This window comes from Aquincola agrisoli, assembly GCF_036621135.1.
Lineage (GTDB): Bacteria > Pseudomonadota > Gammaproteobacteria > Burkholderiales > Burkholderiaceae_C > Aquincola > Aquincola agrisoli.
The window spans coordinates 531,786-556,890 of sequence record NZ_JAZIBG010000036.1 but is presented as its reverse complement, the minus strand read 5'-3'; the positions used below and the strand labels follow the sequence as shown (position 1 = coordinate 556,890).

22 protein-coding genes and 1 tRNA gene are annotated in these 25,105 nt (G+C 68.1%); 20 read left to right on the top strand and 3 right to left on the bottom strand.

Features of this window, described 5'->3' with window-relative positions; translation table 11 throughout:
• The first annotated feature begins 161 nt into the window (after positions 1-161).
• From scpB to V4F39_RS19045, 19 genes are all read left to right on the top strand, one after another.
• Positions 162-854, top strand: coding sequence for an SMC-Scp complex subunit ScpB (scpB, locus tag V4F39_RS19135; RefSeq protein ID WP_332291400.1), 693 nt, complete (start codon positions 162-164; stop codon positions 852-854).
• Positions 851-3,136, top strand: coding sequence for a pseudouridine synthase (locus V4F39_RS19130; RefSeq protein WP_332291398.1), 2,286 nt, complete (start codon positions 851-853; stop codon positions 3,134-3,136). Before scpB ends, V4F39_RS19130 begins: the two co-directional genes overlap by 4 nt.
• A 60-nt stretch (positions 3,137-3,196) precedes the next feature.
• Positions 3,197-3,622 carry a nucleoside-diphosphate kinase gene (ndk, locus tag V4F39_RS19125; protein WP_332291397.1) on the top strand — a complete coding sequence of 142 codons (426 nt, stop codon included), beginning with the start codon at positions 3,197-3,199 and terminating at the stop codon, positions 3,620-3,622.
• A gap of 17 nt (positions 3,623-3,639) precedes the next feature.
• A complete protein-coding gene (gene rlmN, locus V4F39_RS19120; RefSeq protein ID WP_332291395.1) occupies positions 3,640-4,878 on the top strand; it encodes a dual-specificity RNA methyltransferase RlmN in 1,239 nt (412 codons plus the stop codon).
• A gap of 2 nt (positions 4,879-4,880) precedes the next feature.
• Positions 4,881-5,681: a type IV pilus biogenesis/stability protein PilW gene (gene pilW / locus V4F39_RS19115; RefSeq protein WP_332291583.1), complete on the top strand. Its 801-nt coding sequence runs from the start codon at positions 4,881-4,883 to the stop codon at positions 5,679-5,681.
• Positions 5,674-6,582: a helix-turn-helix domain-containing protein gene (locus V4F39_RS19110; RefSeq protein WP_332291393.1), complete on the top strand. Its 909-nt coding sequence runs from the start codon at positions 5,674-5,676 to the stop codon at positions 6,580-6,582. The genes pilW and V4F39_RS19110 overlap by 8 nt, the downstream gene beginning before the upstream one ends.
• Positions 6,583-6,644: 62 nt before the next feature.
• Complete coding sequence (gene ispG / locus V4F39_RS19105; protein ID WP_332291392.1) at positions 6,645-7,898, top strand: flavodoxin-dependent (E)-4-hydroxy-3-methylbut-2-enyl-diphosphate synthase; 1,254 nt, start codon at positions 6,645-6,647, stop codon at positions 7,896-7,898.
• A gap of 68 nt (positions 7,899-7,966) precedes the next feature.
• Entirely contained in the window at positions 7,967-9,262 is a 1,296-nt protein-coding gene (gene hisS / locus V4F39_RS19100; protein WP_332291390.1) for a histidine--tRNA ligase, read from the top strand.
• A gap of 45 nt (positions 9,263-9,307) precedes the next feature.
• On the top strand, positions 9,308-9,970 hold the full coding sequence (locus V4F39_RS19095) for a YfgM family protein (protein WP_332291388.1): 663 nt from the start codon (positions 9,308-9,310) through the stop codon (positions 9,968-9,970).
• Positions 9,970-11,091 (top strand): outer membrane protein assembly factor BamB, encoded by a 1,122-nt coding sequence (bamB, locus tag V4F39_RS19090; RefSeq protein WP_332291387.1) that lies wholly within the window; start codon positions 9,970-9,972, stop codon positions 11,089-11,091. Before V4F39_RS19095 ends, bamB begins: the two co-directional genes overlap by 1 nt.
• A 22-nt stretch (positions 11,092-11,113) precedes the next feature.
• On the top strand, positions 11,114-12,454 hold the full coding sequence (gene der / locus V4F39_RS19085; protein WP_332291386.1) for a ribosome biogenesis GTPase Der: 1,341 nt from the start codon (positions 11,114-11,116) through the stop codon (positions 12,452-12,454).
• Positions 12,455-12,556: 102 nt separating this feature from the next.
• Complete coding sequence (gene hfq, locus V4F39_RS19080) at positions 12,557-12,799, top strand: RNA chaperone Hfq (protein WP_250196916.1); 243 nt, start codon at positions 12,557-12,559, stop codon at positions 12,797-12,799.
• 77 nt (positions 12,800-12,876) lie between these two features.
• Positions 12,877-14,073 carry a GTPase HflX gene (gene hflX / locus V4F39_RS19075; RefSeq protein WP_332291385.1) on the top strand — a complete coding sequence of 399 codons (1,197 nt, stop codon included), beginning with the start codon at positions 12,877-12,879 and terminating at the stop codon, positions 14,071-14,073.
• 2 nt (positions 14,074-14,075) lie between these two features.
• Complete coding sequence (hflK, locus tag V4F39_RS19070; protein WP_332291384.1) at positions 14,076-15,395, top strand: FtsH protease activity modulator HflK; 1,320 nt, start codon at positions 14,076-14,078, stop codon at positions 15,393-15,395.
• A 22-nt stretch (positions 15,396-15,417) separates the two neighbouring features.
• Positions 15,418-16,308 (top strand): protease modulator HflC, encoded by an 891-nt coding sequence (hflC, locus tag V4F39_RS19065; protein WP_332291383.1) that lies wholly within the window; start codon positions 15,418-15,420, stop codon positions 16,306-16,308.
• Positions 16,309-16,321: 13 nt separating this feature from the next.
• Positions 16,322-16,513: a DUF2065 domain-containing protein gene (locus V4F39_RS19060; protein ID WP_332291381.1), complete on the top strand. Its 192-nt coding sequence runs from the start codon at positions 16,322-16,324 to the stop codon at positions 16,511-16,513.
• A gap of 44 nt (positions 16,514-16,557) precedes the next feature.
• On the top strand, positions 16,558-17,721 hold the full coding sequence (locus V4F39_RS19055) for an ATP phosphoribosyltransferase regulatory subunit (protein ID WP_332291380.1): 1,164 nt from the start codon (positions 16,558-16,560) through the stop codon (positions 17,719-17,721).
• A gap of 28 nt (positions 17,722-17,749) precedes the next feature.
• Positions 17,750-19,099 (top strand): adenylosuccinate synthase, encoded by a 1,350-nt coding sequence (locus tag V4F39_RS19050; RefSeq protein WP_332291582.1) that lies wholly within the window; start codon positions 17,750-17,752, stop codon positions 19,097-19,099.
• Between the two features lie 28 nt (positions 19,100-19,127).
• A complete protein-coding gene (locus V4F39_RS19045) occupies positions 19,128-19,649 on the top strand; it encodes a phosphoribosyltransferase (RefSeq protein ID WP_332291379.1) in 522 nt (173 codons plus the stop codon).
• A gap of 187 nt (positions 19,650-19,836) precedes the next feature.
• Here V4F39_RS19045 and V4F39_RS19040 read toward each other — a convergent pair.
• A tRNA-Leu gene (locus V4F39_RS19040) sits at positions 19,837-19,921 on the bottom strand.
• A gap of 73 nt (positions 19,922-19,994) precedes the next feature.
• On the opposite strand from V4F39_RS19040, the gene rnr reads away from it, so the two are divergent.
• Complete coding sequence (rnr, locus tag V4F39_RS19035) at positions 19,995-22,226, top strand: ribonuclease R (protein WP_378234999.1); 2,232 nt, start codon at positions 19,995-19,997, stop codon at positions 22,224-22,226.
• Between the two features lie 16 nt (positions 22,227-22,242).
• Here rnr and V4F39_RS19030 read toward each other — a convergent pair whose 3' ends face one another.
• Positions 22,243-23,754, bottom strand: coding sequence for an NAD(P)H-hydrate dehydratase (locus V4F39_RS19030; RefSeq protein WP_332291378.1), 1,512 nt, complete (start codon positions 23,752-23,754; stop codon positions 22,243-22,245).
• Between the two features lie 13 nt (positions 23,755-23,767).
• Entirely contained in the window at positions 23,768-25,057 is a 1,290-nt protein-coding gene (locus tag V4F39_RS19025) for a D-amino acid dehydrogenase (RefSeq protein ID WP_332291377.1), read from the bottom strand.
• Positions 25,058-25,105 lie beyond the last annotated feature (48 nt).

Here is a 25,105-nt window from a genome sequence, read left to right as displayed (position 1 = left end):
CGGTATGCGGCAGGCCCCATTCGCCAGCGTTGCACCGACGAGCCCCCGATCCGCCAAGAGCAGCGGCCCCACAGGGCCCAAGCAAGCGCCGCCGGAATCTGATCGATCCGTCCATGTTGTGAACGCCGCCGACAGCGATCGGCGCCCCTCAAGCTGAGTTGATGAACACACAGGATGCAAAGCGCGTCCTCGAGACCGCGCTCATCTGCGCGCAGCAGCCCTTGGCGCTGCGCGACATGCGTGCCTTGTTCGATGACCAGGTCGGCGCAGACACCTTGCGCAGCCTGCTCGACGAACTCGTGCGCGACTGGGAGGGCCGGGGGGTCGAGCTCGTCGCGCTGGCCTCCGGATGGCGCCTGCAGAGCCGGCCCGAGATGCGCGAGTACCTCGACCGCCTCCATCCGGAGAAGCCGCCCCGCTATTCGCGGGCCGTCATGGAGACGCTGGCCATCGTCGCGTACCGCCAGCCGGTGACGCGCGGCGACATCGAGGACATCCGCGGCGTCACCGTGGGCAGCCAGATCGTCAAGCAGCTCGAGGACCGCAACTGGATCGAGGCGATCGGGCATCGGGATGCGCCGGGGCGCCCGGCGCTCTATGCCACGACGCGGCAGTTCCTCGACGACCTGGGTCTGGCCAGCCTCGACCAGTTGCCGCCGCTCGAAGGCCATCCGGCGGCCGTCGACCTGCTGGCCACGGGCCTGGCCGACCAGCCTTCGCTGCTCGACGGCGGCGAGAGCGACACCCCGGCTCCCGAAGCGGCCCCAGACCTCGCAGCCGGGTCCGTGCCGGCCGCCCCCGGAACTTCCTCCCCGCCGACCGCCACTCCCCCTTCTCCCGAAGCGCAAGCATGAACGCCACCGACTCCGATCTGCCCTCCGACGTCCCTGCGGACGCCACGGCGTCTCATCCTGCTCCCGAGGGTGAGGCCAAGCCCAAGCGCCGTCGTGCGCCTCGCAAGGCGGCCGCGGCCGATGTGTCGCAGGCCGCGGCCGAGGCCGAGGCGCCCGGTGCGGCGACGGCCGAGCCTGTGACGGCGGTCGAGGCCGCCGACGCGCCGAAGCCGGCCCGCAAGCCTCGCAAGCCGAAGGTGGCGAAGGCGCCTGAGGGCGCGGAGGTCGTGGCGGAAGCCGCTGCCGACGCGACGGGCGCCGCGCCGGTTCCCCGGTTCGATGCCCCGGCTGCCGGTGACACGACACCGGCGGCGTCGCCCGAGCGAGAGCCGTCCGCGGAGGTGACCGCCGAGGCGGCCGGCGCCCCGGTGGTCGATGCGCAGGGCGAGCGTTCTTCCCGGTCCCGCAACCGGCGCCGCGGGCGCAAGGAGCGGGGCGAGCGCGTGGCTGCAGCCGCTGGCGAAGCGCCGGCCGGCGGCGCGCCCAAGGCGCCGGTGGTGCCCGCGGCGCGGCCGGACACGGGCGCCCTGTTCGCAGAGGTGCTGTCCGGGGCATTCGATGATGCCGCGGAGCGGCCGGCGGCCGTCGGCCTCGAGGGCGATGCCGGGCATGATGAGTCGCCCGCCGAGCCGGTCGGCGAGGAGGGGGCTTCCGTCGTCGCCGACGCGGGCGCGGCCGACGAGGCGGCAAAGGTCGATGGGGGCAGGGACGACGAAGCGCCCGACGAGCACGCCAAGCGTGTGCTCGCGCCCGAGGCCGACGCACCCAAGCTGCACAAGGTGCTTGCACAGGCCGGCGTCGGCTCGCGCCGCGACATGGAGCAGCTGATCGCCGACGGCAAGATCACGGTCAATGGCGAGCCTGCGCACACCGGCCAGCGGATCTCCTGGGGCGATCGCATCCAGGTCAACGGCAAGCCCATCCGGGTCCGTATCGCGCCCGCGCCGGCGCGGGTGATCGCGTACCACAAGCCGGTGGGCGAGGTGGTCACGCTCGACGATCCGCAGCAGCGCCCCACGGTGTTCCGCAAGCTGCCGCGGCTGCAACACGGCAAGTGGCAGTCCGTGGGCAGGCTCGACATCAACACCGAAGGCCTGCTGCTGTTCACGACGTCGGGCGACCTGGCGCACCAGCTGATGCATCCACGCTTCGGCGTCGAGCGCGAGTACGCGGTGCGTGTCCTCGGGACACTGGGCGAAGAGGCGCGCGGCCAGTTGCTGGCGGGTGTCGACATCGAAGGCCAGAAGGCCGCGTTCACGAGCATCGAAGACGGTGGCGGCGAGGGGCTGAACCGTTGGTACAAGGTCGTGATCAACGAAGGGCGCAACCGCGAAGTGCGCAAGCTGTTCGACGCGGTCGGGTTGACCGTGAGCCGCCTCATCCGCATCCGCTATGGCAGCGTGGTGCTGCCGCGCGGGCTCAAGCGTGGGGTCTGGGTGGATCTCGAGGAGCCGGATGTCAGGATGCTGCGCCGCCTCATCGGGCAGCAGCCACGGGGGCCGAAGGAGCCTCGGCAGGGCGATGGCGGCCGCGACGGCAAGACGGCCCGCGGCGGCAAGCGGGGCGGCCAGCAGCAGCGTGAGCGTGGCGGCGAGCGGGGCGATCGCCAGGACGCTCGGGGCAGCCGGGGTCCGCGCGAGCGCACGCCGTCGATCCCCGATCCGCTGCAGCAGACCTTCGACAAGCGGCTGGCGCGAGAGGCTCGCCAGAACGCACGCGCACCGAGGCTCGACCGCGAGGATGGCCCAATCCCCAATCCGCTGCAGCAAACCTATGACAAGCGCGCGCTGCGCGAAAACCGCGGTCCGCGACGTGAGCGCGAGGACGGTCCTATTCCCAATCCGCTGCAGCAGACCTATGACAAGCGCGCCATCCGCGAGCAACGCCAGCCGCGCCGCGAGTACGGTGACGACGGTCCCATTCCCAATCCCTTGCAGCAGACCTATGACAAGCGGCTGATGCGCGAACACAACGCGCCGCGCCGTGAATACAGCGAGGACGGCCCGATCCCGAACCCGTTGCAGCAGACCTACGACAAGCGCTTGGTCCAGAAGGCCGGCGCAGGGGTGCCCCGAAAGGGTGCTGGGGGCGGCCGCAACAAGGCTGGCGGGGCTGGCCGCGGCGGCCCGCGCGAGCCGGATCCGATGCAGACGGCGGTCGGCTACATCGGCGCGGACGCCTTTCATCGCAAGGGCGGCGGGGGTGGCCCGAAGGGGCGCAACGGCGGCCGCCGTGGTCGGTGAGCACGAACGTCGGGTTACAATCCAAGGCTTTGCCAAGTTATTGATTCAGGAGAGATTTTCATGGCCATCGAACGTACTCTGTCGATCATCAAACCCGACGCCGTCGCGAAGAACGTGATCGGTCAGATCTACGCCCGCTTCGAAGGCGCCGGCCTCAAGGTCGTCGCCGCGCGCATGGCGCATCTGTCGAAGGGCGAGGCGGAAGCCTTCTATGCCGTGCACAAGGCGCGTCCGTTCTTCAATGACCTGGTCAGCTTCATGATCTCGGGTCCCGTGATGATCCAGGTGCTGGAAGGCGAAGGCGCCATCGCCAAGAACCGCGACCTGATGGGCGCCACCGATCCCAAGAAGGCCGACAAGGGCACGATCCGCGCTGACTTCGCCGACTCGATCGACGCGAATGCCGTGCACGGCTCCGACGCCCCGGAAACGGCCGCGGTCGAAATCGCGTTCTTCTTCCCCGGCATGAACGTCTACAGCCGCTGACCGGCTGCGAAGTCCGCATGGCCGCACTCGCTCCGAAGGCGCCCGCCGCAGTTGCCGACACCGTCGCGGGCGGGGGCGTGGCTCCGGGGCGTGTGAACCTGCTGGATTTCGACCTCGAAGGCCTCGCGGCCTTCTGCGAAGGGCTGGGCGAAAAGCGCTTCCGCGCCGTCCAGCTCTTTCGCTGGATTCACCAGAAGGGCGCTGCCGATTTTGCGCAGATGTCCGATTTGGCGCGCTCCCTGCGCGACAAGCTGGCCGGCAAGGCCGCCGTGCAGGGCCTGCAGATCATCAGCGAGCAGGCCTCTGCGGACGGCACGATCAAGTGGCTGTTCGACGTCGGTGCGGGCGATGCCGTCGAAGCCGTCTTCATCCCCGAGGCGGACCGCGGCACGCTGTGCGTGTCGTCGCAAGCCGGCTGCGCGGTGGGGTGCCGCTTCTGCTCGACCGGGCACCAGGGTTTCAGCCGCAACCTGTCCACCGGCGAGATCCTGGCCCAGCTGTGGCATGCCGAGCACCACCTGCGCCAGCGTCTGAAGCTCGCGCCCGGCGAGCGCGCCATCGACAACGTCGTGATGATGGGCATGGGCGAGCCGCTGCAGAACTACGGTGCGCTGGTGCCTGCGCTGCGCGTGATGCTCGACGACCATGGCTATGGCTTGTCGCGCCGCCGCGTGACCGTGAGCACCTCCGGCGTCGTGCCCATGATGGACCGGTTGCGCGAGGATTGCCCGGTGGCGCTGGCGGTCTCGCTGCATGCGCCCGACGATGCGCTGCGCGACCAGCTCGTGCCCTTGAACCGCAAGTACCCGCTGGCGGAACTGATGGCCGCCTGCGAGCGTTACCTGCAGGCCGCGCCGCGCGACTTCATCACCTTCGAGTACTGCATGCTGGATGGTGCGAACGACTCACCGGAGCAGGCGCGTGCGCTGGTCAGGCTGGTCAATGGCCAGGCCGGTGCACCTGCGGTGCCTTGCAAGCTGAACTTGATTCCCTTCAATCCTTTTCCCGCGTCGGGGCTGTTGCGTTCGCCGGCCGAGCGGGTCTCGGCCTTTGCGCAGGTGCTGCTGAACGCCGGCATCGTCACGACCGTGCGGCGTACGCGGGGCGACGACATCGCGGCCGCCTGCGGCCAGCTGGCCGGTGAGGTGCAGGACCGCACCCGGGCGCATCAGCGGCTGACTCGCCCGCCCATCCGGATCGAGGCGGTGCCGACCGCCCGCGAAGGAGGCCGCCCGCAGGGGCGGAGGGCTGGTTGAACGTGCGCCGTATCGCCGGCGTGCTGGCAGCGCTCGCGGCCCTGGCGGGTTGTGCAGGCCAGCCGCCCGGTCAGCCGGAGCTGCAGGGTTCGACGCAGGAGCTCCGGACCGCGTCCGACCAGACCGATGCCGACCGCCGTGCGAGGCTGCGGTTGGAGTTGGCCGCCGGCTACTTCGGCCGCCAACAGATGGACGTGGCCCTCGACGAAGTCAAGCAGGCCCTCAATTCGCGGCCGGACATGGGCGAGGCCTACAACCTGAGGGGCCTGATCTACGCGGCGATGGGCGAGGAGCGTCTGGCGGACGACAGCTTCCGGCGTGCGCTGCAGCTCAACCCTCGCGATGGCGACGCCAGGCACAACTACGGCTGGTTCCTGTGCCAGCACCGGCGGTTTCCCGACGCGCAGCAGCAGTTTGATGCGGCGATGGCGGTGCCCCAGTACCGCGATCAGGTGCGCACGCTGCTCGCACAGGGCGTCTGCCAGGCGCGCAGCGGCCAGCTCGACGTGGCAGAGCGCTCGCTCGCCCGCGCCTATGAGATCGATCCGGGCAATCCGACGACCGCCATCAACTTGTCCGAAGTGCTGTACCTGCGCGGCGAGTACGAGCGTGCCCGCTTCTACGTGCGGCGGGTGAACCTTCGCCAGGAAACGTCGAACGAACAATCGCTGTGGCTGGCGGTGCGCATCGAGCGCAAGCTCGGCAACCGTGGCGGCGTGGAGGAGTGGGGGCGGCAGTTGCTGGCCAGGTTCCCCCAGTCGCCGCCGGCCCTGGCGTTCGAAAGAGGAAACTTCGATGAGTGAGGCTGTCGCCGCCACGGCGGGGTCGCTGCTGAAGGCCGCCCGCGAAAAGCAGGGCATCCATGTCGCCGCGCTCGCGGCGTCGATCAAGGTCACGCCGCGCAAGCTCGAGGCGCTCGAATCCGACCGGTACGAGGAGTTGCCGGACATGACCTTCGTCCGGGCCCTGGCGAAGACCGTCTGCCGGACGTTGAAGATCGATGCCGATCCCGTGTTGGCGCTGCTGCCGCACAGGTCGGATCGGGGCGGGGCCCTGGCGGACGTCAGCACCGGCTTGAACCAGCCGTTCCGCGAGCGGCCTTCCCGCAGCGATCCGCCGGAATGGGCCGTCCTGCAGAAGCCGGTGCTTTGGGGCGCGGGCTTGATGCTGGTGGCCGCCTTGGTCGTCTACCTCGTGCCGGAGGGGCTGACGCCGAGCTGGCTCGGAGGTCCGTCGGTATCGGAAGGTGCCGACGAGGTGATCCCGTCGTCGGCTGCGGGGGCCTCGGCGGCGGTGGGCGAGGCGGTCGAAGCGGCGTCGGCAGCGATCGAGACGGTGCACTCGGTGCCTTCGGCGGCGGAGTTGCCCGCGTCGGCGGCCGAGGTGCCTGCGCCGGTGGCGGCAGCGCCCGCGGCCAGCGTCCCGGCGCCTGCGGCGTCCGGCGCCGGCGGGGGCGCGGCGGCGCTGGTCGCCGGGCCGCTGGTGCTGCGCGCGACCGCGGAGTCCTGGATCGAGGTGCGCGACGGCGGTGGCCGGGTGCTCCTGTCCCGCACCTTGCAGCCCGGCGAAACCGTGGGCCTCGACGGCCAGATGCCGTTGCGCGCGACAATCGGCAACGCCGCCGGCACGCAGGTGAGCTTCCGCGGCCAGCCGGTCGACGTCTCGGCCACGCGGGACAACGTCGCTCGGCTCGAACTCCAGTGACCGCCATGAACACAGCCGCCCAGCCAGACTCTTCGACCCCGATGTTGGACGATCCCGAAGGAATGATCGATGCCGCCCGGCCGGCGCCGCGCCGCTCGCGCCAGGCGCGCGTGGTCTGGGGCGACCGTGTCGTCACCGTCGGCGGCGATGCCCCGGTGCGCGTGCAGTCGATGACCAACACCGACACGGTCGAGGTGATCGAGACGGCCATCCAGGTCAAGGACCTGGCGCTGGCGGGCTCCGAGATGGTGCGCATCACCGTCAACACGCCGGAGGCCGCGCAGGCCGTGCCGCACATCCGCGAGCAACTCGATCGCATGGGCATCGACGTGCCGCTGATCGGCGACTTCCACTACAACGGCCACCGGCTGCTGACCGAGTTCCCGGACATGGCGCAGGCCCTGTCCAAGTACCGCATCAACCCCGGCAACGTCGGCAAGGGCGACAAGCGAGACCGCCAGTTCGCGATGATGGTGGAAGCCGCCGCCAAGTACGGCAAGGCGGTACGCATCGGCGTCAACTGGGGCAGCCTCGACCAGGAGCTGATGGCTTCGCTGATGGACGAGAACGGCCGCCGCGCGCAGCCGTGGGATGCCAAGCAGGTGATGTACCAGGCGCTGGTGCAGTCGGCGCTGCAGTCGGCCGCCTATGCGCAGGACATCGGCCTCGATGCCAACCAGATCATCATCAGCTGCAAGGTCAGCGGCGTGCAGGACCTGATCTCGGTCTACCGCGCGCTGGCCCGCCGCTGCGACTACGCGCTGCACCTGGGCCTCACCGAAGCCGGCATGGGCACCAAGGGCACGGTGGCCTCGGCCACGGCGCTGTCCATCCTGCTGCAGGAGGGCATCGGCGACACCATCCGCGTGAGCCTGACGCCGCAGCCCGGTGAGGCGCGCACGCAAGAGGTGGTGGTGGCCGGCGAGATCCTCCAGGCGCTGGGCCTGCGCAGCTTCAACCCGAGCGTCACCGCCTGCCCCGGCTGCGGCCGCACCACCAGTACCACGTTCCAGGAGCTGGCCAAGCAGATTGACGACCACCTGCGCGCCAGCATGCCGGTGTGGAAGGCGCGCTATCCGGGCGTCGAGACCCTCAAGGTGGCCGTGATGGGCTGCATCGTCAACGGCCCGGGCGAAAGCAAGCATGCCGACATCGGCATCAGCCTGCCCGGCAACGGCGAAGCACCGGCCGCGCCGGTGTTCATCGACGGCGAGAAGGCGATGACGCTGCGCGGCGAGGGCATCGCCACCGAATTCCAGAAGATCGTCGAGGGCTACATCGAGCGCCGCTTCGGCGCCGAGGCGCAAGCGCATTGATGCGCTGACTTTGTCCGTCTTCCCGCCGAACCGGAGCGCACATCGCGCTCCTCAATCGCATTCCAGACATGGCTGAACGACTGAGTGCCGTCAAAGGCATGAACGACCTGCTGCCGCCCGATTCCTCGCGCTGGGAATGGGTGGAGGCCACCGTGCGCTCGCTGATGCAGCGCTACGGCTACCAGAGCGTGCGCACGCCCATCGTCGAGCCGACGGCGCTGTTCGTGCGTGGCCTGGGCGAGGTGACCGACATCGTCGAGAAGGAGATGTACTCTTTCGAGGACCGGCTGAACGGCGACCAGCTCACGCTGCGCCCCGAAGGCACGGCCGGCGTGGTGCGAGCGATGGTCGAGCACAGCTTCCTGCGCGAGGGCGGCCGGCGCCTCTTCTACGTCGGCCCGATGTTCCGCCACGAACGGCCGCAGAAGGGCCGCTACCGCCAGTTCCATCAGGTCGGCGTGGAGGTGCTGGGGTTTCCCGGCCCCGACGTGGACGCCGAGATCATCCTGCTGACGCGTTCGCTGTGGCGCGAGCTGGGCCTGGTGGAAGGACGCGACATCACGCTCGAGATCAACAGCCTGGGGCAGCCCGACGAACGCCGCGCGCACCGCGAAGCGCTGATCCGCCACCTGGAAGCCCACGCCGACCTGCTGGACGACGACGCCAGGCGCCGGCTGCACAGCAACCCGCTGCGCGTGCTCGACACCAAGAACCCTGCGATGCAGGCGATGGTCGATGCGGCGCCGCGGCTGATCGACTTCCTTGGCCCCGAGTCGATGGCGCACTTCGACGGCGTCCGCCGTGTGCTCGATGCCGTCGGCCTGGCCTACCGCATCAATCCGCGCCTGGTGCGCGGCATGGACTACTACAACCTCACCGTCTTCGAATGGACGACCGACAAGCTCGGTTCGCAGGCGACGGTGTGCGGCGGCGGCCGCTACGACGGCCTGATCGAGCAGCTCGGCGGCAAGCCGTCGCCGGGCGTCGGCTGGGGCCTGGGGCTGGAGCGCCTGCTGCTGCTGCTGGAGACCGTGGGTATCGAGGCGCCTTCGGCCGCACCGGGTGCCTACGCCATCGTGCCGTCGGAAGTCGCCCTGCCTGCCGTGGTGCCCGTGCTGGAAGCGCTGCGCGCGGCCGGAGTGGCCGTCGTCATGCACCCGGGAGGCGCCGAAGGGCGCGGCAGCATGAAGTCGCAGTTCAAGAAGGCGGACGCCAGCGGTGCCCGCTTCGCGCTGATCTTTGGCGACGAGGAGCTGGCGCGTGGCGAAGTGGCCGTGAAGCCGCTGCGCGACGCGCAGGCCACCCAGGCGCTGCGGCCGCTGGCCGACGTCGGCGCCTGGGCGCACGAACTGCGCAACGCATAATCCCGCCTCCGCCGAACGGGGCGGTCTGAATACAAGAAGCATCGCATGGCAACCCAACTCGATCTGCAAGAGCAGGAACAGCTCGACGACATCAAGGCCTTCTGGCGGCAGTACGGCAACCTCATCACCTGGGTGCTCGTGCTCGCGCTGGGCGGCTTCGCGGCCTGGACCGGCTGGAACACCTGGCAGCGCAACCAGGGCGTCAAGGCAGCGGCGATGTACGACGCGCTCGAGGTCGCGGCGAACGCAGGCGACTCGGCGCGTGCCACGCAGGTCTTCGGGGATCTCAAGGGCACCTATCCGCGCACGGCCTATGCGGGGCAGGGCGGCTTGGTTGCCGCCAAGCTCCAGTTCGACAAGGGCCAGCCCGACGAGGCGCTGGCGACCTTGGCCTGGGTGGCCGACAACGCCAGCGAGGATGAATACCGCACCGTGGCCCGGCTGCGTGCGGCCGGCATCCTGATCGACAAGAAGCAGTACGACGACGCGCTGCGCCAGCTGGAAGCTGCCAAATCCACCGGCTTCGAGGCACTGGTCGCCGACCGCCGCGGCGATGTGCTGCTTGCCCAGGGTAAGCAGGATGAAGCCAAGGCGGCTTACCAGGCCGCCTGGAAGGCGATGGACGCCAAGCTCGAGTACCGGCAGCTGATCGACGCCAAGCTCACGGCGCTGGGGGCTGCGCCGGCGGCCAGCGGGGTGGCGCCGTGATGCGCACCCTGTTGCTGCGTTGCATGGCGGTGGCGGCCGTCGTCGTGACGGCTGCCGGCTGCTCGTCGACCGACAAGCCGAAGCCCACGCCGCTGGAAACCGTGACGCCAGCGATCGCCGGGCGCCAGGTGTGGAGCGTCCGCCTCGACACGCTGACCTTCCCGCTGGTGCCGACCGTGCGTGAGGGCGAGATCACGCTCGCCTCGGGGGACGGCAACGTCGTCACGCTGCAGGCCGATTCCGGCGCAGAGATCTGGCGAGGCAACGTCGGTGGGCGCATCGTCGCCGGCGTGGGGACCGACGGGCGTGTCGCTGCCGTCGTCACGCGCGACAACGAACTCGTGGTGCTGGAGCGTGGTGGCGTCAAGTGGCGCCATCGCCTGAATGCCCGCGTGGCGACGCCGCCGTTGGTGGCGGGCGAGCGGGTGTTCGTGATGGGCGTGGATCGCATCGTCAACGCGTTCGATGCCCTCGACGGCAAGCTGCTGTGGAAGCTCCAGCGTCCGGGCGACGCGCTCACGCTGTCGCAGGCCAGCGTGCTCGCCCCCTACAAGGACACGCTGCTGGTCGGCCAGGGCCCGCGCCTCGTCGGTGTCGACCCGCTGCGGGGCACGGTGCGCTGGGACGTGGCGGTGGCCACGCCGCGCGGTACCAACGAGGTCGAGCGGCTGGCCGACCTGATCGGGCCCCTGCAGCGCCATGGCGAATCGGTCTGCATGCGCGCTTTCCAGTCTTCCGTGGGTTGTGTCAACGCGGAACGAGGCGCGCTGCAGTGGAGCAAGAATGTCGGTGGCGTGCAGGCCGTCGGGGCGGATGCGGACCTGGTGGTCGGCGCGGATGGCAGCGATCGCATCACCGCGTGGCGGGCGTCGAACGGCGACATCGCCTGGACGAGCGAGCGCCTGATGTACCGCCAACTCAGCGGTGCGTTGGTGATCGGCCGCACCGTGATCTTCGGTGACGTCGAAGGCCAGGTCCATTTCCTCGACCGTCAGAATGGCGCGACGTTGCTGCGCCTGCCCACCGATGGTTCGCCGGTGCTCGGAGCACCGGTGCGCTGGGGCAATACGGTCATCGTGACGACGCGCAACGGCGGCGTCTTCGCATTCCGCCCCGAGTGATGGCGGACAGCAGGTACATCCTATGAAACCGGTCGTGGCCCTGGTGGGCCGCCCCAATGTCGGCAAGAGCACGCTCTTCAACCGGCTCACCAAGAGCCGCGATGCGATCGTGGCCGATTTTGCGGGCCTGACCCGTGACCGCCACTACGGCGATGCCCGGGTTGGCAGCCGCGAGTTCATCCTGATCGACACGGGTGGTTTCGAGCCGGACAAGCCCACCGGCGTCGTGGCCGAGATGGCCAAGCAGACCAAGCAGGCCGTCGCGGAGGCCGATGCGGTGGTGTTCGTCGTCGACATCCGCGCCGGGTTGTCGCCCCAGGACCAGGACATCGCGCGCTACCTGCGCGCGGCGAACAAGCGGGTGTTCATCGCGGTGAACAAGGCGGAGGGGATGATCGAATCCCCGCTGCTGGCCGAGTTCCATGAACTCGGCATGGGCGAGCCGCACCCGATCTCCGCGTCGCACGGCCAGGGCATCCGCAGCCTGGCCGAGGCGGTCCTCGACAGCTTCGAGTGGCCCGAGGAGGATGAAGAGGCCGAGGGGGACGAGGGGCGGCCCATCCGCCTGGCCGTGGCAGGGCGCCCGAATGTCGGCAAGAGCACCCTCATCAACACCTGGCTCGGCGAGGAGCGGCTCATCGCCTTCGACATGCCCGGCACCACGCGCGATGCCATCCATGTGCCCTTCGAGCGCAACGGCCAGCGCTTCGAGCTGATCGACACGGCGGGTTTGCGCCGCAAGGGCCGCGTCTTCGAGGCGATCGAGAAGTTCTCGGTCGTCAAGACGCTGCAGGCCATCGCCGACGCCAACGTCGTCGTGCTACTGCTCGACGCGACCCAGGGCGTGACCGAACAGGATGCGCACATCGCCGGCTACGTGCTGGATGCGGGGCGGGCCGTGGTCCTCGCGGTCAACAAGTGGGATGCCATCGACGGCTACCAGCGCGAGATGCTGGAGCGCTCGATCGCGAGCCGCCTGGCATTCCTGAAGTTCGCCCCCATCGTGCAGATCTCGGCGTTGAAGCGCCAGGGCCTCGGCCCGCTGTGGAAGACCATCGCCGACGCCCATGCTTCGGCCACGTGCAAGATGTCGACGCCTGTGCTGACGCGGCTCGTGCACGACGCGGTGACGCACCAGGCGCCCAAGCGGGCCGGCAATTTCAGGCCCAAGCTCAGGTATGCCCACCAAGGGGGCATGAATCCCCCGGTCGTCGTGGTGCACGGGAATTCTCTGGAGCACGTGACGGACGCCTACAAGCGATTTCTGGAAGGCCGGATCCGCGACCATTTCAAGCTCACCGGCACGCCGCTGCGCATTGAAATGAAATCGTCGCGGAACCCTTTCGACGACAAGGGCTCGTAAAGGGCTGGGGCAGGACGACGTTGTCGTGCATCCGCCGGCCATCAGGGGCAACCCTGTGATAACGTGCTATGAATCTGAACTGCGAAGACACGGAGAATGTCCATGAGCAATAAAGGGCAACTTCTACAAGACCCGTTTTTGAACCTGCTGCGCAAGGAACACGTGCCGGTGTCGATCTATCTCGTCAACGGCATCAAGCTGCAGGGCCATATTGAATCCTTCGACCAATACGTCGTCCTGTTGCGCAACACCGTGACGCAAATGGTCTACAAGCACGCCATCTCCACGGTTGTGCCCGGCCGTGCGGTGAATTTCCATGCGCAGGAACCGGGCGACGCGGCCTGACGGCCGCTCTGGTACTCCCTACTTTGAGTTCTGAAGTCTCCTCGCCTGGCGCGCCTTCTGCCGAGGGCGCCCGGGCTGTGCTCGTCGGCGTCGATCTCGGGCCGTCGTCGTCTTTCGATCCCACGCTCGACGAACTCGCGTTGCTGGCCGAATCGGCTGGCGACGTGGCCGTGGCGCGGCTGATCGCACGGCGCAAGGCGCCGGACGCGGCTTTGTTCGTCGGCAGCGGCAAGGCGGATGAAATCCGCGCGCTGGTCGAGGCGCACGGCGCACACGGCGTGATCTTCGACCAGGCCTTGAGCCCTGCCCAGCAGCGCAACCTGGAGCGCCACCTCGGCGTGCCCGTCGCTGACCGGACCGCGCTGATCCTCGAAATCTTCGCCCAGCGCGCGCAGAGCCACGAGGGCAAGCTGCAGGTGGAGCTGGCGCGCCTGCAGTACGTCGCGACCAGGTTGGTTCGGCGCTGGAGCCATCTGGAGCGCCAGCGCGGCGGCATCGGTACGCGTGGCGGTCCGGGCGAGGCGCAGATCGAACTGGATCGTCGGATGATCGGCGACCGTATCAAGTCCGTGAAGCAGCGGCTCGAGAAGGTCAAGCGGCAGCGCGGTACACAAAGGCGTGCGCGGGAGAAGAACGGCACGTTCCGGATCTCGCTGGTCGGCTACACCAATGCGGGCAAGTCCACGCTGTTCAACGCCTTGGTGAAGGCCCGCGCCTATGCCGCCGACCAGCTGTTCGCCACGTTGGATACCACGACGCGCCAGCTCTACCTGGCATCGCTAGGACGGGCGGTTTCCTTGTCGGACACCGTGGGCTTCATCCGCGACCTACCGCACAAGCTGGTCGAGGCCTTCCAGGCGACGCTGCAGGAGGCCGCCGACGCAGACCTGCTGCTGCACGTGGTGGATGCCTCCAGCCCGGCGCTGGCGGAGCAGTTGGACGAGGTGGATCGGGTATTGGCGGAGATCGGTGCCGAACGCATCCCGCAGATCCTGGTCTATAACAAGCTCGACCGGCTCGACGAAAGCCAGCGCCCGCGTGTACTCGTGGATGCACTGGAACGTGCGCCCGGCCTGCGCGTGCCGCGGATCTTCGTCAGCGCCATGGAAGGCTTGGGCCTCGACGCGCTGCGCGATGCGATCGCACTGGCCGCCTCCGGCCAGTCGGACGCTTGGCATCCCGGTGGCCAGCGCGGCGAGGCACCCGATCCAGTATCCGAGACCCATTCCCCGGAGGCCCCGGAGGCCTCTGCCACCCGATTCATGCAAGCATGACCATGCGCCAATCGTTCCCTGAGCGTCCCAGTCTCTCGGCCGTCGCGCGAGCCGCCGGCGCGTTGCTGGCCGGCGCCGCCCGCTCCGCGCTGCAGCGCCGGCCCCAGGCTGGCAGCGATACGCTCGTCCTGAACAATGGCCGCAACGACGGCCCGCCCGATCTCGATGAACTGTGGCGCGATTTCAATCGCAAGCTCAGCGGCCTGCTCGGTGGCAAGCAAGGCGGTGGCAGCAACCGCCCTCCGGTAGACGGGAACGGCGGCCCGCCGTTTCGTCCGGATATGAAGAGCGCAGGCATCGGCGTGGGCCTGATCGGTGCGGTCGTCGTGCTGGTGTGGGCGGCGAGCGGCTTCTTCATCGTGCAGGAAGGCCACCAGGCCGTGGTCACATCGTTCGGCCGCTATGCCTATACCGCCGAAGCTGGTTTCCAATGGCGTTTTCCGTACCCCTTCCAGGCCCATGAAACCGTGCCGGTGACGCAGTTGCGCTCGGTCGAGGTGGGCCGCAACAGCGTGATCCAGGCGACCGGCCTGCGTGATTCGTCGATGCTCACCGAGGACGAGAACATCGTCGACATCCGCTTCACCGTCCAGTACCGGTTGAAGGATGCGCGTGAGTACCTCTTCGAGAACCGCAGCCCGGACGAGGCCGTGGTGCAGGCGGCGGAGTCGGCGGTGCGCGAGATCGTCGGGCGCAGCCGGATCGATTCGGTGCTTTATGAACAGCGTGATGCCATCGCCACCGATCTGGCCAAGTCCGTGCAGGCGCAGCTCGATCGTCTGAAGGCCGGGATCATCGTGGCGAACGTGAACGTCCAGAATGTGCAGGTGCCGGAACAGGTGCAGGCTGCCTTCAATGACGCGGTGAAGGCCGGCGCCGATCGCGATCGCTTCAAGAACGAAGGCCAGGCCTACGCGAGCGACGTGATCCCGAAGGCGCAAGGTACGGCCGCCCGGCTTCGCGAAGAGGCCGAGGGCTACAAGGCGCGCGTCGTTGCCCAGGGCGAAGGTGATGCGCAGCGCTTCCGCTCGGTGCTGACGGAGTACCAGAAGGCGCCTGGCGTGACGCGGGACCGCCTCTACATCGAGACGATGCAGCAGGTCTACAGCAACGTGACGAAGGTGATGGTCGACAGCCGCAGCGGATCGAATCTGCTGTACCTGCCGCTGGACAAGCTGCTCCAGCAGTCCGGCGCGGCGCCACAGGCAGGCTCGGCCAGCGGCACCGCCGTTCCGTCCATGCCGGTCGAGCCGGGCCCGAATCCGTCGCTCGATGCGCGGTCGCGTGAAAACCAGCGCAGCCGCGATCGCGAAGTCCGCTGAAGTAGCAGGAGACACAGAGAACATGAACCGAATCGGAGCCATCGTCGCTGGTGCGCTGATCCTGCTGATGCTGGCCAGTTCGACGCTTTTCATCGTCGACCAGCGCCAGGTCGCCGTCGTGTATGCACTCGGTGAGATCAAGGAGGTCATCACCGAGCCCGGTCTGAAGGTCAAGCTGCCCCCGCCGTTCCAGAATGTCGTGTTCCTGGACAAGCGTGTGCAGACGCTGGACAGCCCGGAGACCCGGCCGATCTTCACGGCCGAGAAGAAGAGCCTGGTGATCGACTGGCTGATCAAGTGGCGCATCGTCGAGCCTCGGCAGTTCATCCGCAACAGCGGGGTCGACATCCGCAACCTGGAAAGCCGGTTGGCGCCGGTCGTGCAAGCCGCGTTCAACGAGGTGGTGACACGCCGCACCGTGCGCGGCGTGCTCGCCACGGAGCGCGAACAGGTCATGCAAGCCGTGCGCGATCGGCTGGCGGACGAGGGCAAGGCCTTCGGCATCGAGATCGTCGATGTGCGCGTCAAGCGCGTGGACTTCGTCGCCGACATCACCGATTCGGTGTACCGCCGCATGGAGTCGGAGCGCAAGCAGGTCGCCAACGAACTGCGCTCGCAGGGCGCCGCCGACGGCGAGAAGATCCGTGCTGATGCCGACCGGCAGCGCGAGGTGATCATCGCCGAGGCCTACCGCGACGCGCAGAAGATCAAGGGCGAAGGCGATGCGCAGGCGTCTGCGCTGTACGCCGATGCCTTCGGTCGTGATCCGCAGTTCGCGCAGTTCTACCGCAGCCTCGAGGCATACCGGGCGAGCTTTCGCAACAAGAGCGACGTGATGGTCGTGGATCCGAGCGCCGACTTCTTCAGGGCCATGCGCTCGCCGGACGCCGGCACGTCGCCACGCAGCCGCTGAGCGGCGTGCGCCGATGAGCGATCTGTTGCTGGGCGCGTTGGCGCTGATGCTGGTCCTCGAAGGCGTGCTGCCGTTCTTCAGCCCTCCTGCTTGGCGCGCCGTTTTCGAGCGTGCGACGCAGATGACCGATGGCCAGATCCGTTTCATGGGCCTGGTCAGCATGCTGATCGGGCTCGGGTTGCTGTACCTCCATGGCGGCAGCTGAAGCTCGCATCGGTACAATGCCGTTTTCAATACCGGTGCCTTTTGATGTCGTCTGCGTGGCTGCTGCCCGAGCACATTGCCGATGTCCTGCCGTCGCAGGCACGTCGTATCGAAGAACTTCGCCGGGCGCTGCTCGACATGGCGCGCGGCTACGGCTTCGAACTGGTCATGCCGCCGCTGCTGGAGCACTTGGATTCGCTCCTGTCGGGTACGGGCCGAGAGCTTGACCTCAAGACCTTCAAGCTGGTCGACCAGCTCAGCGGCCGGACCTTGGGGCTGCGTGCCGACACAACGCCCCAAGTGGCCCGCATCGACGCACACCTGCTCAATCGCCGCGGGGTGACCCGCTTGGCCTACTGCGGGCCGGTGCTGCACACCCGCCCAGAGCGGCTGCATGCCACGCGTGAGCCGCTTCAGTTCGGTGCAGAGATTTACGGCCATGCCGGACTCGAAGCGGAGCTGGAGGTCATCGAATTGGCGCTGGACGGTTTGCGTTCGGCGGGCATCGAGCGGCCGGTGCTGGACCTCGGCGATGCGCGGGTGGTCCGCGCCGTGCTTGCGGATTCGTCGCTGGATGCGGGCCGGCTCGATGAGCTGGTTTCCGCACTAGCGCACAAGGATGGCGGTGCCATGGCGGCGTTGACGGCGGAGTTCCCGCCTGAAACCCGCCAGGCCTTGTCCACGCTCTTGCGGCTGTATGGCGGGAGTGACGTGTTGCAGGCCGCACGCACACACCTTCCTGCTCGCGCGCCGATCACGGCAGCGCTGGACGACCTCGAATGGCTTGCGAGCCATGTGCGCCGCACGCATCCCCAGGTGCGGGTGGGTTTCGATCTCGCCGATATGAGCGGCTACGCGTACTACAGCGGGGTGCGTTTTGCGCTGTATGGCGAGGGTGCCAGCGATTCGCTGGTGCGCGGCGGGCGTTACGACGAGGTCGGTGCGGTGTTCGGCCGCAAGCGGCCGGCAGTCGGCTTCAGCCTGGATCTGAAGTCGTTGGTCGATCTGGCTACGCCCCATCCGCCGCGCGTGGCGATCCGTGCGCCTTGGGGTGAGGATGCGGCGCTGCGGGCGGCGGTGCGACAGCTCCGCGAGCAAGGTGAAACAGTGGTCTGCGTCCTGCCGGGCCATGAACACGAAGGCCAGGAATTCGACTGCGACCGCGAGCTCGCATGTATCGATGGCCGCTGGGCGCTGCGCGCGCTCTGACTCTCTTTCCACGAACCTTTCGGTAACCATGCAACAGCAGAGCAATCCGGCCACGCGAGCGCGTGGCAAGAACGTGGTCGTCGTCGGCACCCAATGGGGCGACGAAGGCAAGGGCAAGGTGGTGGACTGGCTGACCGACCACGCACAGTCGGTGGTGCGCTTCCAGGGGGGGCACAACGCGGGCCACACGCTGGTGATCAAGGGCGTGAAGACGGCGCTGCAATTGATCCCGAGCGGCATCATGCGCGAGGGCGTGCAGTGCTTCATCGGCAATGGCGTGGTGGTGGATCCGTCGCACTTGCTGCTGGAGATCGAGCGGCTCGAAAAGATCGGTCTCGAGGTGCGATCCCGCTTGTTCATCAGCGAATCGTGCCCGCTCATCCTGCCGTTCCACGTGGAGGTCGACAAGGCGCGCGAGGCGCTGCGGGAGACCAGTGGTGTCGGCAAGATCGGAACCACCGGCAAGGGCATCGGGCCGGCGTACGAGGACAAGGTCGCCCGCCGTGCGCTGCGCGTGCAGGATCTGAAGCATCCCGAACGCTTCGCGAAGAAGCTGCAAGAGCTGCTCGAGCTGCATAACTTCGCGTTGAGCGGCTACCTGCGGTCGAAGCCACTGGAGTTCCAACCCATCTTCGACCACGCCATGGCGGTGGCCGAGCAACTGAAGCCGATGCTCGCGGACGTGGGCTACCGCCTCCATACCGCCAACCGGGAAGGCGCGAACATCCTGTTCGAGGGTGCGCAAGGCACGCTGCTGGACATCGACCACGGCACGTATCCTTACGTGACCTCGAGCAACTGCGTGGCAGGCAATGCCGCAGCCGGCTCGGGCGTGGGGCCGGAGCAGCTGCACTACATCCTCGGCATCACCAAGGCATACACGACGCGGGTGGGCTCCGGACCGTTCCCGACGGAGCTGCCGATCGACGATGCCGGCACCGTCGGGCACCACTTGTCGACGGTGGGGCAGGAGCGCGGGACCGTGACCGGCCGGGCGCGCCGTTGCGGCTGGCTCGATGCGGCAGCGTTGAAGCGCTCGATCATCATCAACGGCATCTCCGGCTTGTGCATCACCAAGCTCGACGTGCTGGATGGGCTGAAGGAGATCAAGGTCTGCGTGGGCTACGACCTGCACGGCCAGCGCATCGACATCCTGCCGCTCGATGCGGACGACATCGCGGCCTGCCAACCCATCTACGAGACGTTCGAGGGATGGGCCGGCAGCACGGCCGGCATCACCCAATGGGATGCCTTGCCCAAGAACGCACGGGCCTATCTGGAACGCGTGCAGTCCTTCATCGGTGCTCCGATCGACATGGTGTCCACCGGCCCGGACCGTGAGCACACGATCCTGCTGCGTCACCCTTACCAAGCCTGATGATTCATCGCCAGACCAGGAGCTTTCGATGCTGACCGACGATGGCAAACACCTCTACGTCTCTTGGGACGAGTACCACATGCTGATCGAGCGGCTGGCGCTCAAGGTGCACAACTCCGGATGGGAGTTCGACCAGATTCTTTGCCTTGCGCGGGGCGGCATGCGTCCGGGCGATGTGTTGTCGCGTGTCTTCGACAAGCCGCTGGCGATCATGTCCACCAGTTCCTATCGGGCCGAGGCCGGGACGATCCAAGGCCGCCTCGACATGGCCAAGTACATCACCATGCCCAAGGGCGAGCTGGCGGGCCGGGTGCTGCTGGTCGACGACCTGGCCGATTCAGGCATCACGCTGAAGGCCGTGGTCGAGCGGTTGCGTGGCATGCCATCGATTCGCGAGCTGCGCTCCGCGGTGATCTGGACCAAGGGCGTATCGAGCTACACACCCGACTACTACGTCGAGCTGCTGCCCACGAGCCCGTGGATCCACCAGCCGTTCGAGGAATACGACAACCTGCGCCCGGAAGGGTTGGCAAGGAAGTTCGTGGTTTGACCACGGTTCGACGCGGCTTGTCCGCATGCATCTCTATGCGGGAGGCTGGCCGTGGCGCCGGCCTTGCTGCACAAGCGCGGCGGTTGTCGGCAGGCGGCGGCATGATTCAATGCATCGATCATGACGTTTGCACCGTTGCCGCCAATGAAAAAAGGGCCGATGCTTCAGCATCGGCCCTTTTTGGATTTGGTGCCCAGGAGAGGACTCGAACCTCCACGGAGTTACCCGCTAGTACCTGAAACTAGTGCGTCTACCAATTCCGCCACCTGGGCGTCTCAGGGAAGCCGAGAGTCTATCATCAAAAATTCAACAAACGCAAGTGCTTCGAACCCCGGCGCTGCTCTGATGAGCGAATTGGAAGGGGTTGTGCAGGGCCATCGTGATGGCCACGGTTTTGTCCTGCAACCCGGTGGCAGCGACATCTATTTGTCCCAACAGGAGATGCGCGCCGTCTTGCACCGCGACCGGGTGCGTGTCAGGGTGGTGCGCTATGACCGCAAGGGCCGGCCTGAGGGGCGGGTGCTCGAGATCGTCGAGCGGCGCAAGGCGCCCATCATTGGCCGCTTGCTGCACGAAAGCGGCGTATGGCTCGTGGCGCCCGAGGACAAGCGTTATGGCCAGGACATCCTGATCCCGAAGAACGCGACGGCCAATGCGCAGGCTGGTCAGGTGGTCGCGGTTGAACTCACCGAGCCGGCATCGATGTTCTCGCAGCCCGTGGGGCGTGTGAGTGAAGTGCTGGGCGAGATCGACGACCCGGGCATGGAGATCGAGATCGCCGTGCGCAAGTACGAGGTGCCGCACCGCTTCTCGCCGGAAACACTGGCACAGGCGGCCGCGCTGCCGGAGCGGGTGCGGCCCGTCGACAAACGCCACCGAATCGACCTCACCGATGTGCCGTTGGTCACCATCGATGGCGAAGATGCGCGCGACTTCGACGACGCGGTGTATTGCGAGCCGTTCAAGAAGGGGCGCGGCAAGAGTGCGTTCTCCGGGTATCGGCTGCTGGTGGCGATCGCCGACGTGAGCCATTACGTGAAGCCGGGCGAACCCATCGATGCCGATGCCTATGAACGGGCGACTTCGGTCTACTTCCCGCGGCGGGTGATCCCCATGCTGCCGGAGAAGCTCTCGAACGGCCTGTGTTCGCTCAATCCGCACGAAGATCGCCTGTGCATGGTGTGCGACATGCTGGTCACCGAAGGGGGTGACTTGGAGGCCTACCAGTTCTACCCGGCCGTCATGCATTCGCATGCGCGATTCACCTACACCGAGGTCGCGGCCATCCTGGCCAACACGCGCGGGCCCGAAGCTGCAAAGCGTGAGGCGCTGGTGCCGCACTTGCTGCACCTTCACGAGGTGTACCGTGCACTGTTGAAGGCCAGGGCGGCGCGTGGTGCGGTGGATTTCGAGACGACTGAAACGCAGATCGTGTGCGATGAGAACGGCCGCATCGAAAAGATCGTCCCGCGCATCCGCACCGAGGCGCACCGCTTGATCGAAGAGGCGATGCTGGCGGCGAATGTGTGCGCAGCCGACTTCATCCAGCACGGCAAGCACCCCAGCCTGTTCCGCGTGCACGAAGGACCGACGCCCGAGAAGAAGACGACGCTGCAGAACTACCTGCGTTCGCTTGGCCTGGGCCTGACAGTGAGCGACGATCCGACGCCGGCCGAGTTCCAGGCCATTGCATTGGCCACGAAAGACCGGGTCGATTCGCTGCAGATCCACACCATGTTGCTGCGCTCCATGCAGCAGGCCATCTATACCTCGGCCAACAGTGGCCACTTCGGGCTGGGCTACCAGGCCTATACGCACTTCACGAGCCCGATCCGGCGCTATCCGGACCTGCTGGTGCATCGGGTCATCAAGGGGCTCCTGGCCAACAAGCGCTATCACCTCGATGCGTCCCTGGTGTCCGCCGAACCCACGGTGGTACGCAAGGGCGGCAAGCCGGTCAAGTCGTCGGCGAAGGGCGTGCCGGGCACGATGCGCATGAACGAAGCCGAAGCGTGGGACGTCGCAGGTGCGCATTGCAGCGCGAACGAACGGCGCGCCGACGAAGCGTCGCGCGACGTCGAGGCCTGGCTCAAATGCCGCTACATGCGCGAGCGTCTGGGCGAGGAGTTCAGCGGCACCGTCAGCGCCGCGACCAGCTTCGGCCTGTTCGTCACGCTGGATGGGCTGTACGTCGAGGGCTTGGTGCACATCACCGAGCTGGGCGGCGAGTACTTCCGCTTCGACGAGGCTCGGCAGGAACTGCGCGGCGAGCGCAGCGGCGTGCGTTACACGATCGGTTCGCGTGTCAGGGTGCAGGTGAGCCGCGTGGACCTGGACGGCCGCCGGATCGACTTCCGCATGGTTCGCGAAGGCGAGACGGACCGCCTGATCGCTGCACGGGCGGCGAGAGACAAGTCGGGCGAGCGGCGTTCATCGAATGCCGTGGACGAACTCGCGGCGGTGCAGGAAGCCGATCGCAACGTCAAGGCGCGCACGCGGAAGGTGGCGAGCCAGCGTAATGGCGGCGGGGCGGGGCGGAAGTCGCCTGCCGCGGGCAAGACCCGGAAGCGGCGCTGAAGGCCGTCCCGGCGCATCAGCTGAGCCGGTGCATCGCCTCGATGAGGTCTGCGGCCCGCAGCGGGCCGCGTTGACCGCTGGCGGCTGCTTCGTCGGCCGCCAGGCCGTGCAGCCACACGGTGGCCGTCGCGGCGGCCCAGCCGGTGTCTTGCGGCATCTGCGCCCATGAACCGGCGATCCAGCCGGCCAGCACGTCGCCGGTGCCGGCCGTGGCGAGCAGCGCATTGCCGGTCGGGTTGATGCACGGCAGCCGCCCCGGCGCGGCGAGCACGGTGCCCGAGCCCTTGAGCACGACGGTGGCGCCGAAGCGTGTGGCCAGGTGCATGGCGGCACGCAGGCGGTCGGCCTGCACGGCCTGCGTGTCGCAGTCCAGCAGGCGCGCCGCTTCGAGTGGATGCGGCGTGAGCACCGTGGGCTGGCCGTGCCGCGCACGTTGTGCAAGCGCGGTTTGCAGCGCAGGGCTGGCGGCAACGGAGTTGAGCGCGTCGGCGTCCAGCACCAGGCGGGGCGCGCCGAGCAGCGTGGCGTCGAGCACGGCTGCCACGGCCTGGCCGCCGCCGCAGCCACAGGCGACGGTCGCGTGCGACAGCAATTGCTGCGGCGGCGCCCATGCGGCGGGCCGGTGCATCAGTTCGGGGCGCGCATCGTCGCCACCGGCGTCGAGATCCAGCGGGCTCAAGTAGACGCGACCTCCGCCCGCGGCGAGCGCCCCGCGGCCCGCGAGCCGGGCCGCGCCTGCCATGCCGGTGGCCCCGCCGATCACCACCACATCGCCAAAGCTGCCTTTGTGTTGGGAATGCCTGAGCGGCCTGTCGTGGCGGAACAGCCCGTCAACGCCGTTCAGGCGCGCGATGGGGGTCTCGGTTCCACCGGGATCGACGCCGAGGCTGTCATGCCAGATATCACCCGACAGCTCGCGGCCTTCGCCGGTGAACAGGCCGGGCTTCAGCGCCAGCAGCGACAGGGTATGGGTTGCCCGCACGGCCTCGGAACCGACGCGCGCGCCCGTTTCCGCGTGCAGGCCGGAAGGAATGTCCACCGCCAGGACCGGACCGGCGAAGCGGTGGCTCAGGCGGATGGCTTCGGCGATGTTCCCCTCGGGGGCTCGCCGCAGGCCCAGGCCCAGCAACGCGTCGATGAGCAGATCGGCTTCGATGCGCGACGGCAGCGTGGTGTACACCGGGGCGCCGGCTTCGCGGGCCCGTTGCAGCGATTGCGCAGCGTCGGCCGGCAGTTGCAGAGGATCCGCCAGCAGATGCACGGTGACGCGGCGGCCAGCCTGAACCAGGTGCATCGCGGCTTCGAGGCCATCGCCTCCGTTGTTGCCAGGGCCCGCGAGGACGCCGATGGCCTGGCCATGCGGGTGCGTCGCCAGGGCAAGCCGTGCCACGGCCAGGCCTGCGCGCCGCATCAGCGTGTGGGGTGCCAAGGTGGCCTGGGCTGCCGCCTCCGCACGGCGCACCGAAGGCGTGTCGAACAGCTCCAGACTGCGAGCTGGAGGCAGGACACGGTGGATTCCGGCAGGCATGGCGAGGCAGCAGTCAGTGCGTGTGCAGGCGCGAGGCGGACAGTCGCTCGGTGTCGATCTCGGGCGTGCGTCCGGCGATCTGGTCGGCGAGGACCCTGGCCGAACCGCAGGACAACGCCCAGCCGCTGGAACCGTGGCCTAGGTTGATCCAGACGCCCGGATGCCCGCTGGCGCCGAGCACCGGCGGGCCATCGGGCAGCATCGGCCGCGCACCTTTCCAGCGTTGCGCCTGGGCGAGGTGCGTAGCGCCCGGAAACCAGTCGTGCAGCACCTTGTAGAGCGTGTCGAGCGGGCCTTTGGACCAGGTGTCGGCACGTCCGCCCAGTTCCGCGCTGCCGGCCACCCGCACACGTTGCCCGAGACGAGAGATCGCGACCTTGTACTTCTCGTCCATCAGGGCGGCACGCGGACCGAAATCCGGGTGACCCTCGATGATGCGCAGGGGGGCCGTCAGTGAGTAGCCGTAGACAGGCTGCAGCGGCAGCCTCATGCCCAGCCGCCCGAGCAAAGGCAGCGAGCCCAACGCGGCGCACATCACCAGGGCGTCGAACGAGTCGTTGTGTTCCACACCGGGTTGGTTGGCGTCGGTGCGTTCGACGGTCTGCACCGACACCGGCGCGCCGGCCTGGATCGCACAGACCGTGTGATGAAAGCGGAACCGGACCCCCAGCCGCTGGGCTTCTGCGCGCAGCAGCATCGCGAACTGCCGGCAGTTGCCGACGCCGTCGCCAGCCAGATGCACACCCGCGTGCAATGGCGTGCCCGCGTCCAGGCCGGGTTCGATCTCACGGCATCGGGCCGCGTCGACGAGGTGGAAATCGACGCCCAGCTCCGCCAGCAGCTTCAAGCCTGCGCGCGAGAGGGCGACATCGCGCTCCGTGCGCAGCAGCACGAGCAGCCCCCGTGCCTGTTCATACTCGATCCGCAGCGACTGCTGGATGGCATCGAGGCGCGCGCGGCTGTATCGCGCGAGCGCATGCATGGCTGAGCGGTTGCGCTGGTACGTCTCTGGGGTGCAGGCGCGCCACCACCGCCACAGCCAGGTCAGCATCGCTGCATCGGGGGCGCCGCCAAAGCGCACGGGTGCGTGCGCGCTCAGGAGGTGGCGCAGCACTTTGCCCGGCATGCCTGGTGCGGCCCAGGGCGTGACATAGCCTGGCGCGAGGACGCCTGCGTTGGCGAAGCTGGTCTCCTCTGCAACGGTGCCGCATCGCTCGAAGACGGTGACCTGATGGCCGTCTGCAGCCAATTCGTAGGCGGTCGTCACGCCGATGATGCCGGCGCCGATCACGGCGATGCGCATGTCAGTCCCTCCTGCCGCGGCGCCGGGTGGCCATGGCGGTGGGGCGGC

Coding starts and splice junctions, on each gene's coding strand:
- scpB (WP_332291400.1), top strand. CDS start 162: ATGAACACACAGGATGCAAAGCGCGTCCTCGAGACCGCGCTCATCTGC.
- V4F39_RS19130 (WP_332291398.1), top strand. CDS start 851: ATGAACGCCACCGACTCCGATCTGCCCTCCGACGTCCCTGCGGACGCC.
- ndk (WP_332291397.1), top strand. CDS start 3,197: ATGGCCATCGAACGTACTCTGTCGATCATCAAACCCGACGCCGTCGCG.
- rlmN (WP_332291395.1), top strand. CDS start 3,640: ATGGCCGCACTCGCTCCGAAGGCGCCCGCCGCAGTTGCCGACACCGTC.
- V4F39_RS19110 (WP_332291393.1), top strand. CDS start 5,674: ATGAGTGAGGCTGTCGCCGCCACGGCGGGGTCGCTGCTGAAGGCCGCC.
- ispG (WP_332291392.1), top strand. CDS start 6,645: ATGATCGATGCCGCCCGGCCGGCGCCGCGCCGCTCGCGCCAGGCGCGC.
- hisS (WP_332291390.1), top strand. CDS start 7,967: ATGGCTGAACGACTGAGTGCCGTCAAAGGCATGAACGACCTGCTGCCG.
- V4F39_RS19095 (WP_332291388.1), top strand. CDS start 9,308: ATGGCAACCCAACTCGATCTGCAAGAGCAGGAACAGCTCGACGACATC.
- bamB (WP_332291387.1), top strand. CDS start 9,970: ATGCGCACCCTGTTGCTGCGTTGCATGGCGGTGGCGGCCGTCGTCGTG.
- der (WP_332291386.1), top strand. CDS start 11,114: ATGAAACCGGTCGTGGCCCTGGTGGGCCGCCCCAATGTCGGCAAGAGC.
- hfq (WP_250196916.1), top strand. CDS start 12,557: ATGAGCAATAAAGGGCAACTTCTACAAGACCCGTTTTTGAACCTGCTG.
- hflK (WP_332291384.1), top strand. CDS start 14,076: ATGCGCCAATCGTTCCCTGAGCGTCCCAGTCTCTCGGCCGTCGCGCGA.
- hflC (WP_332291383.1), top strand. CDS start 15,418: ATGAACCGAATCGGAGCCATCGTCGCTGGTGCGCTGATCCTGCTGATG.
- V4F39_RS19060 (WP_332291381.1), top strand. CDS start 16,322: ATGAGCGATCTGTTGCTGGGCGCGTTGGCGCTGATGCTGGTCCTCGAA.
- V4F39_RS19055 (WP_332291380.1), top strand. CDS start 16,558: ATGTCGTCTGCGTGGCTGCTGCCCGAGCACATTGCCGATGTCCTGCCG.
- V4F39_RS19050 (WP_332291582.1), top strand. CDS start 17,750: ATGCAACAGCAGAGCAATCCGGCCACGCGAGCGCGTGGCAAGAACGTG.
- V4F39_RS19045 (WP_332291379.1), top strand. CDS start 19,128: ATGCTGACCGACGATGGCAAACACCTCTACGTCTCTTGGGACGAGTAC.
- rnr (WP_378234999.1), top strand. CDS start 19,995: ATGAGCGAATTGGAAGGGGTTGTGCAGGGCCATCGTGATGGCCACGGT.
- V4F39_RS19030 (WP_332291378.1), bottom strand. CDS start 23,754: ATGCCTGCCGGAATCCACCGTGTCCTGCCTCCAGCTCGCAGTCTGGAG.
- V4F39_RS19025 (WP_332291377.1), bottom strand. CDS start 25,057: ATGCGCATCGCCGTGATCGGCGCCGGCATCATCGGCGTGACGACCGCC.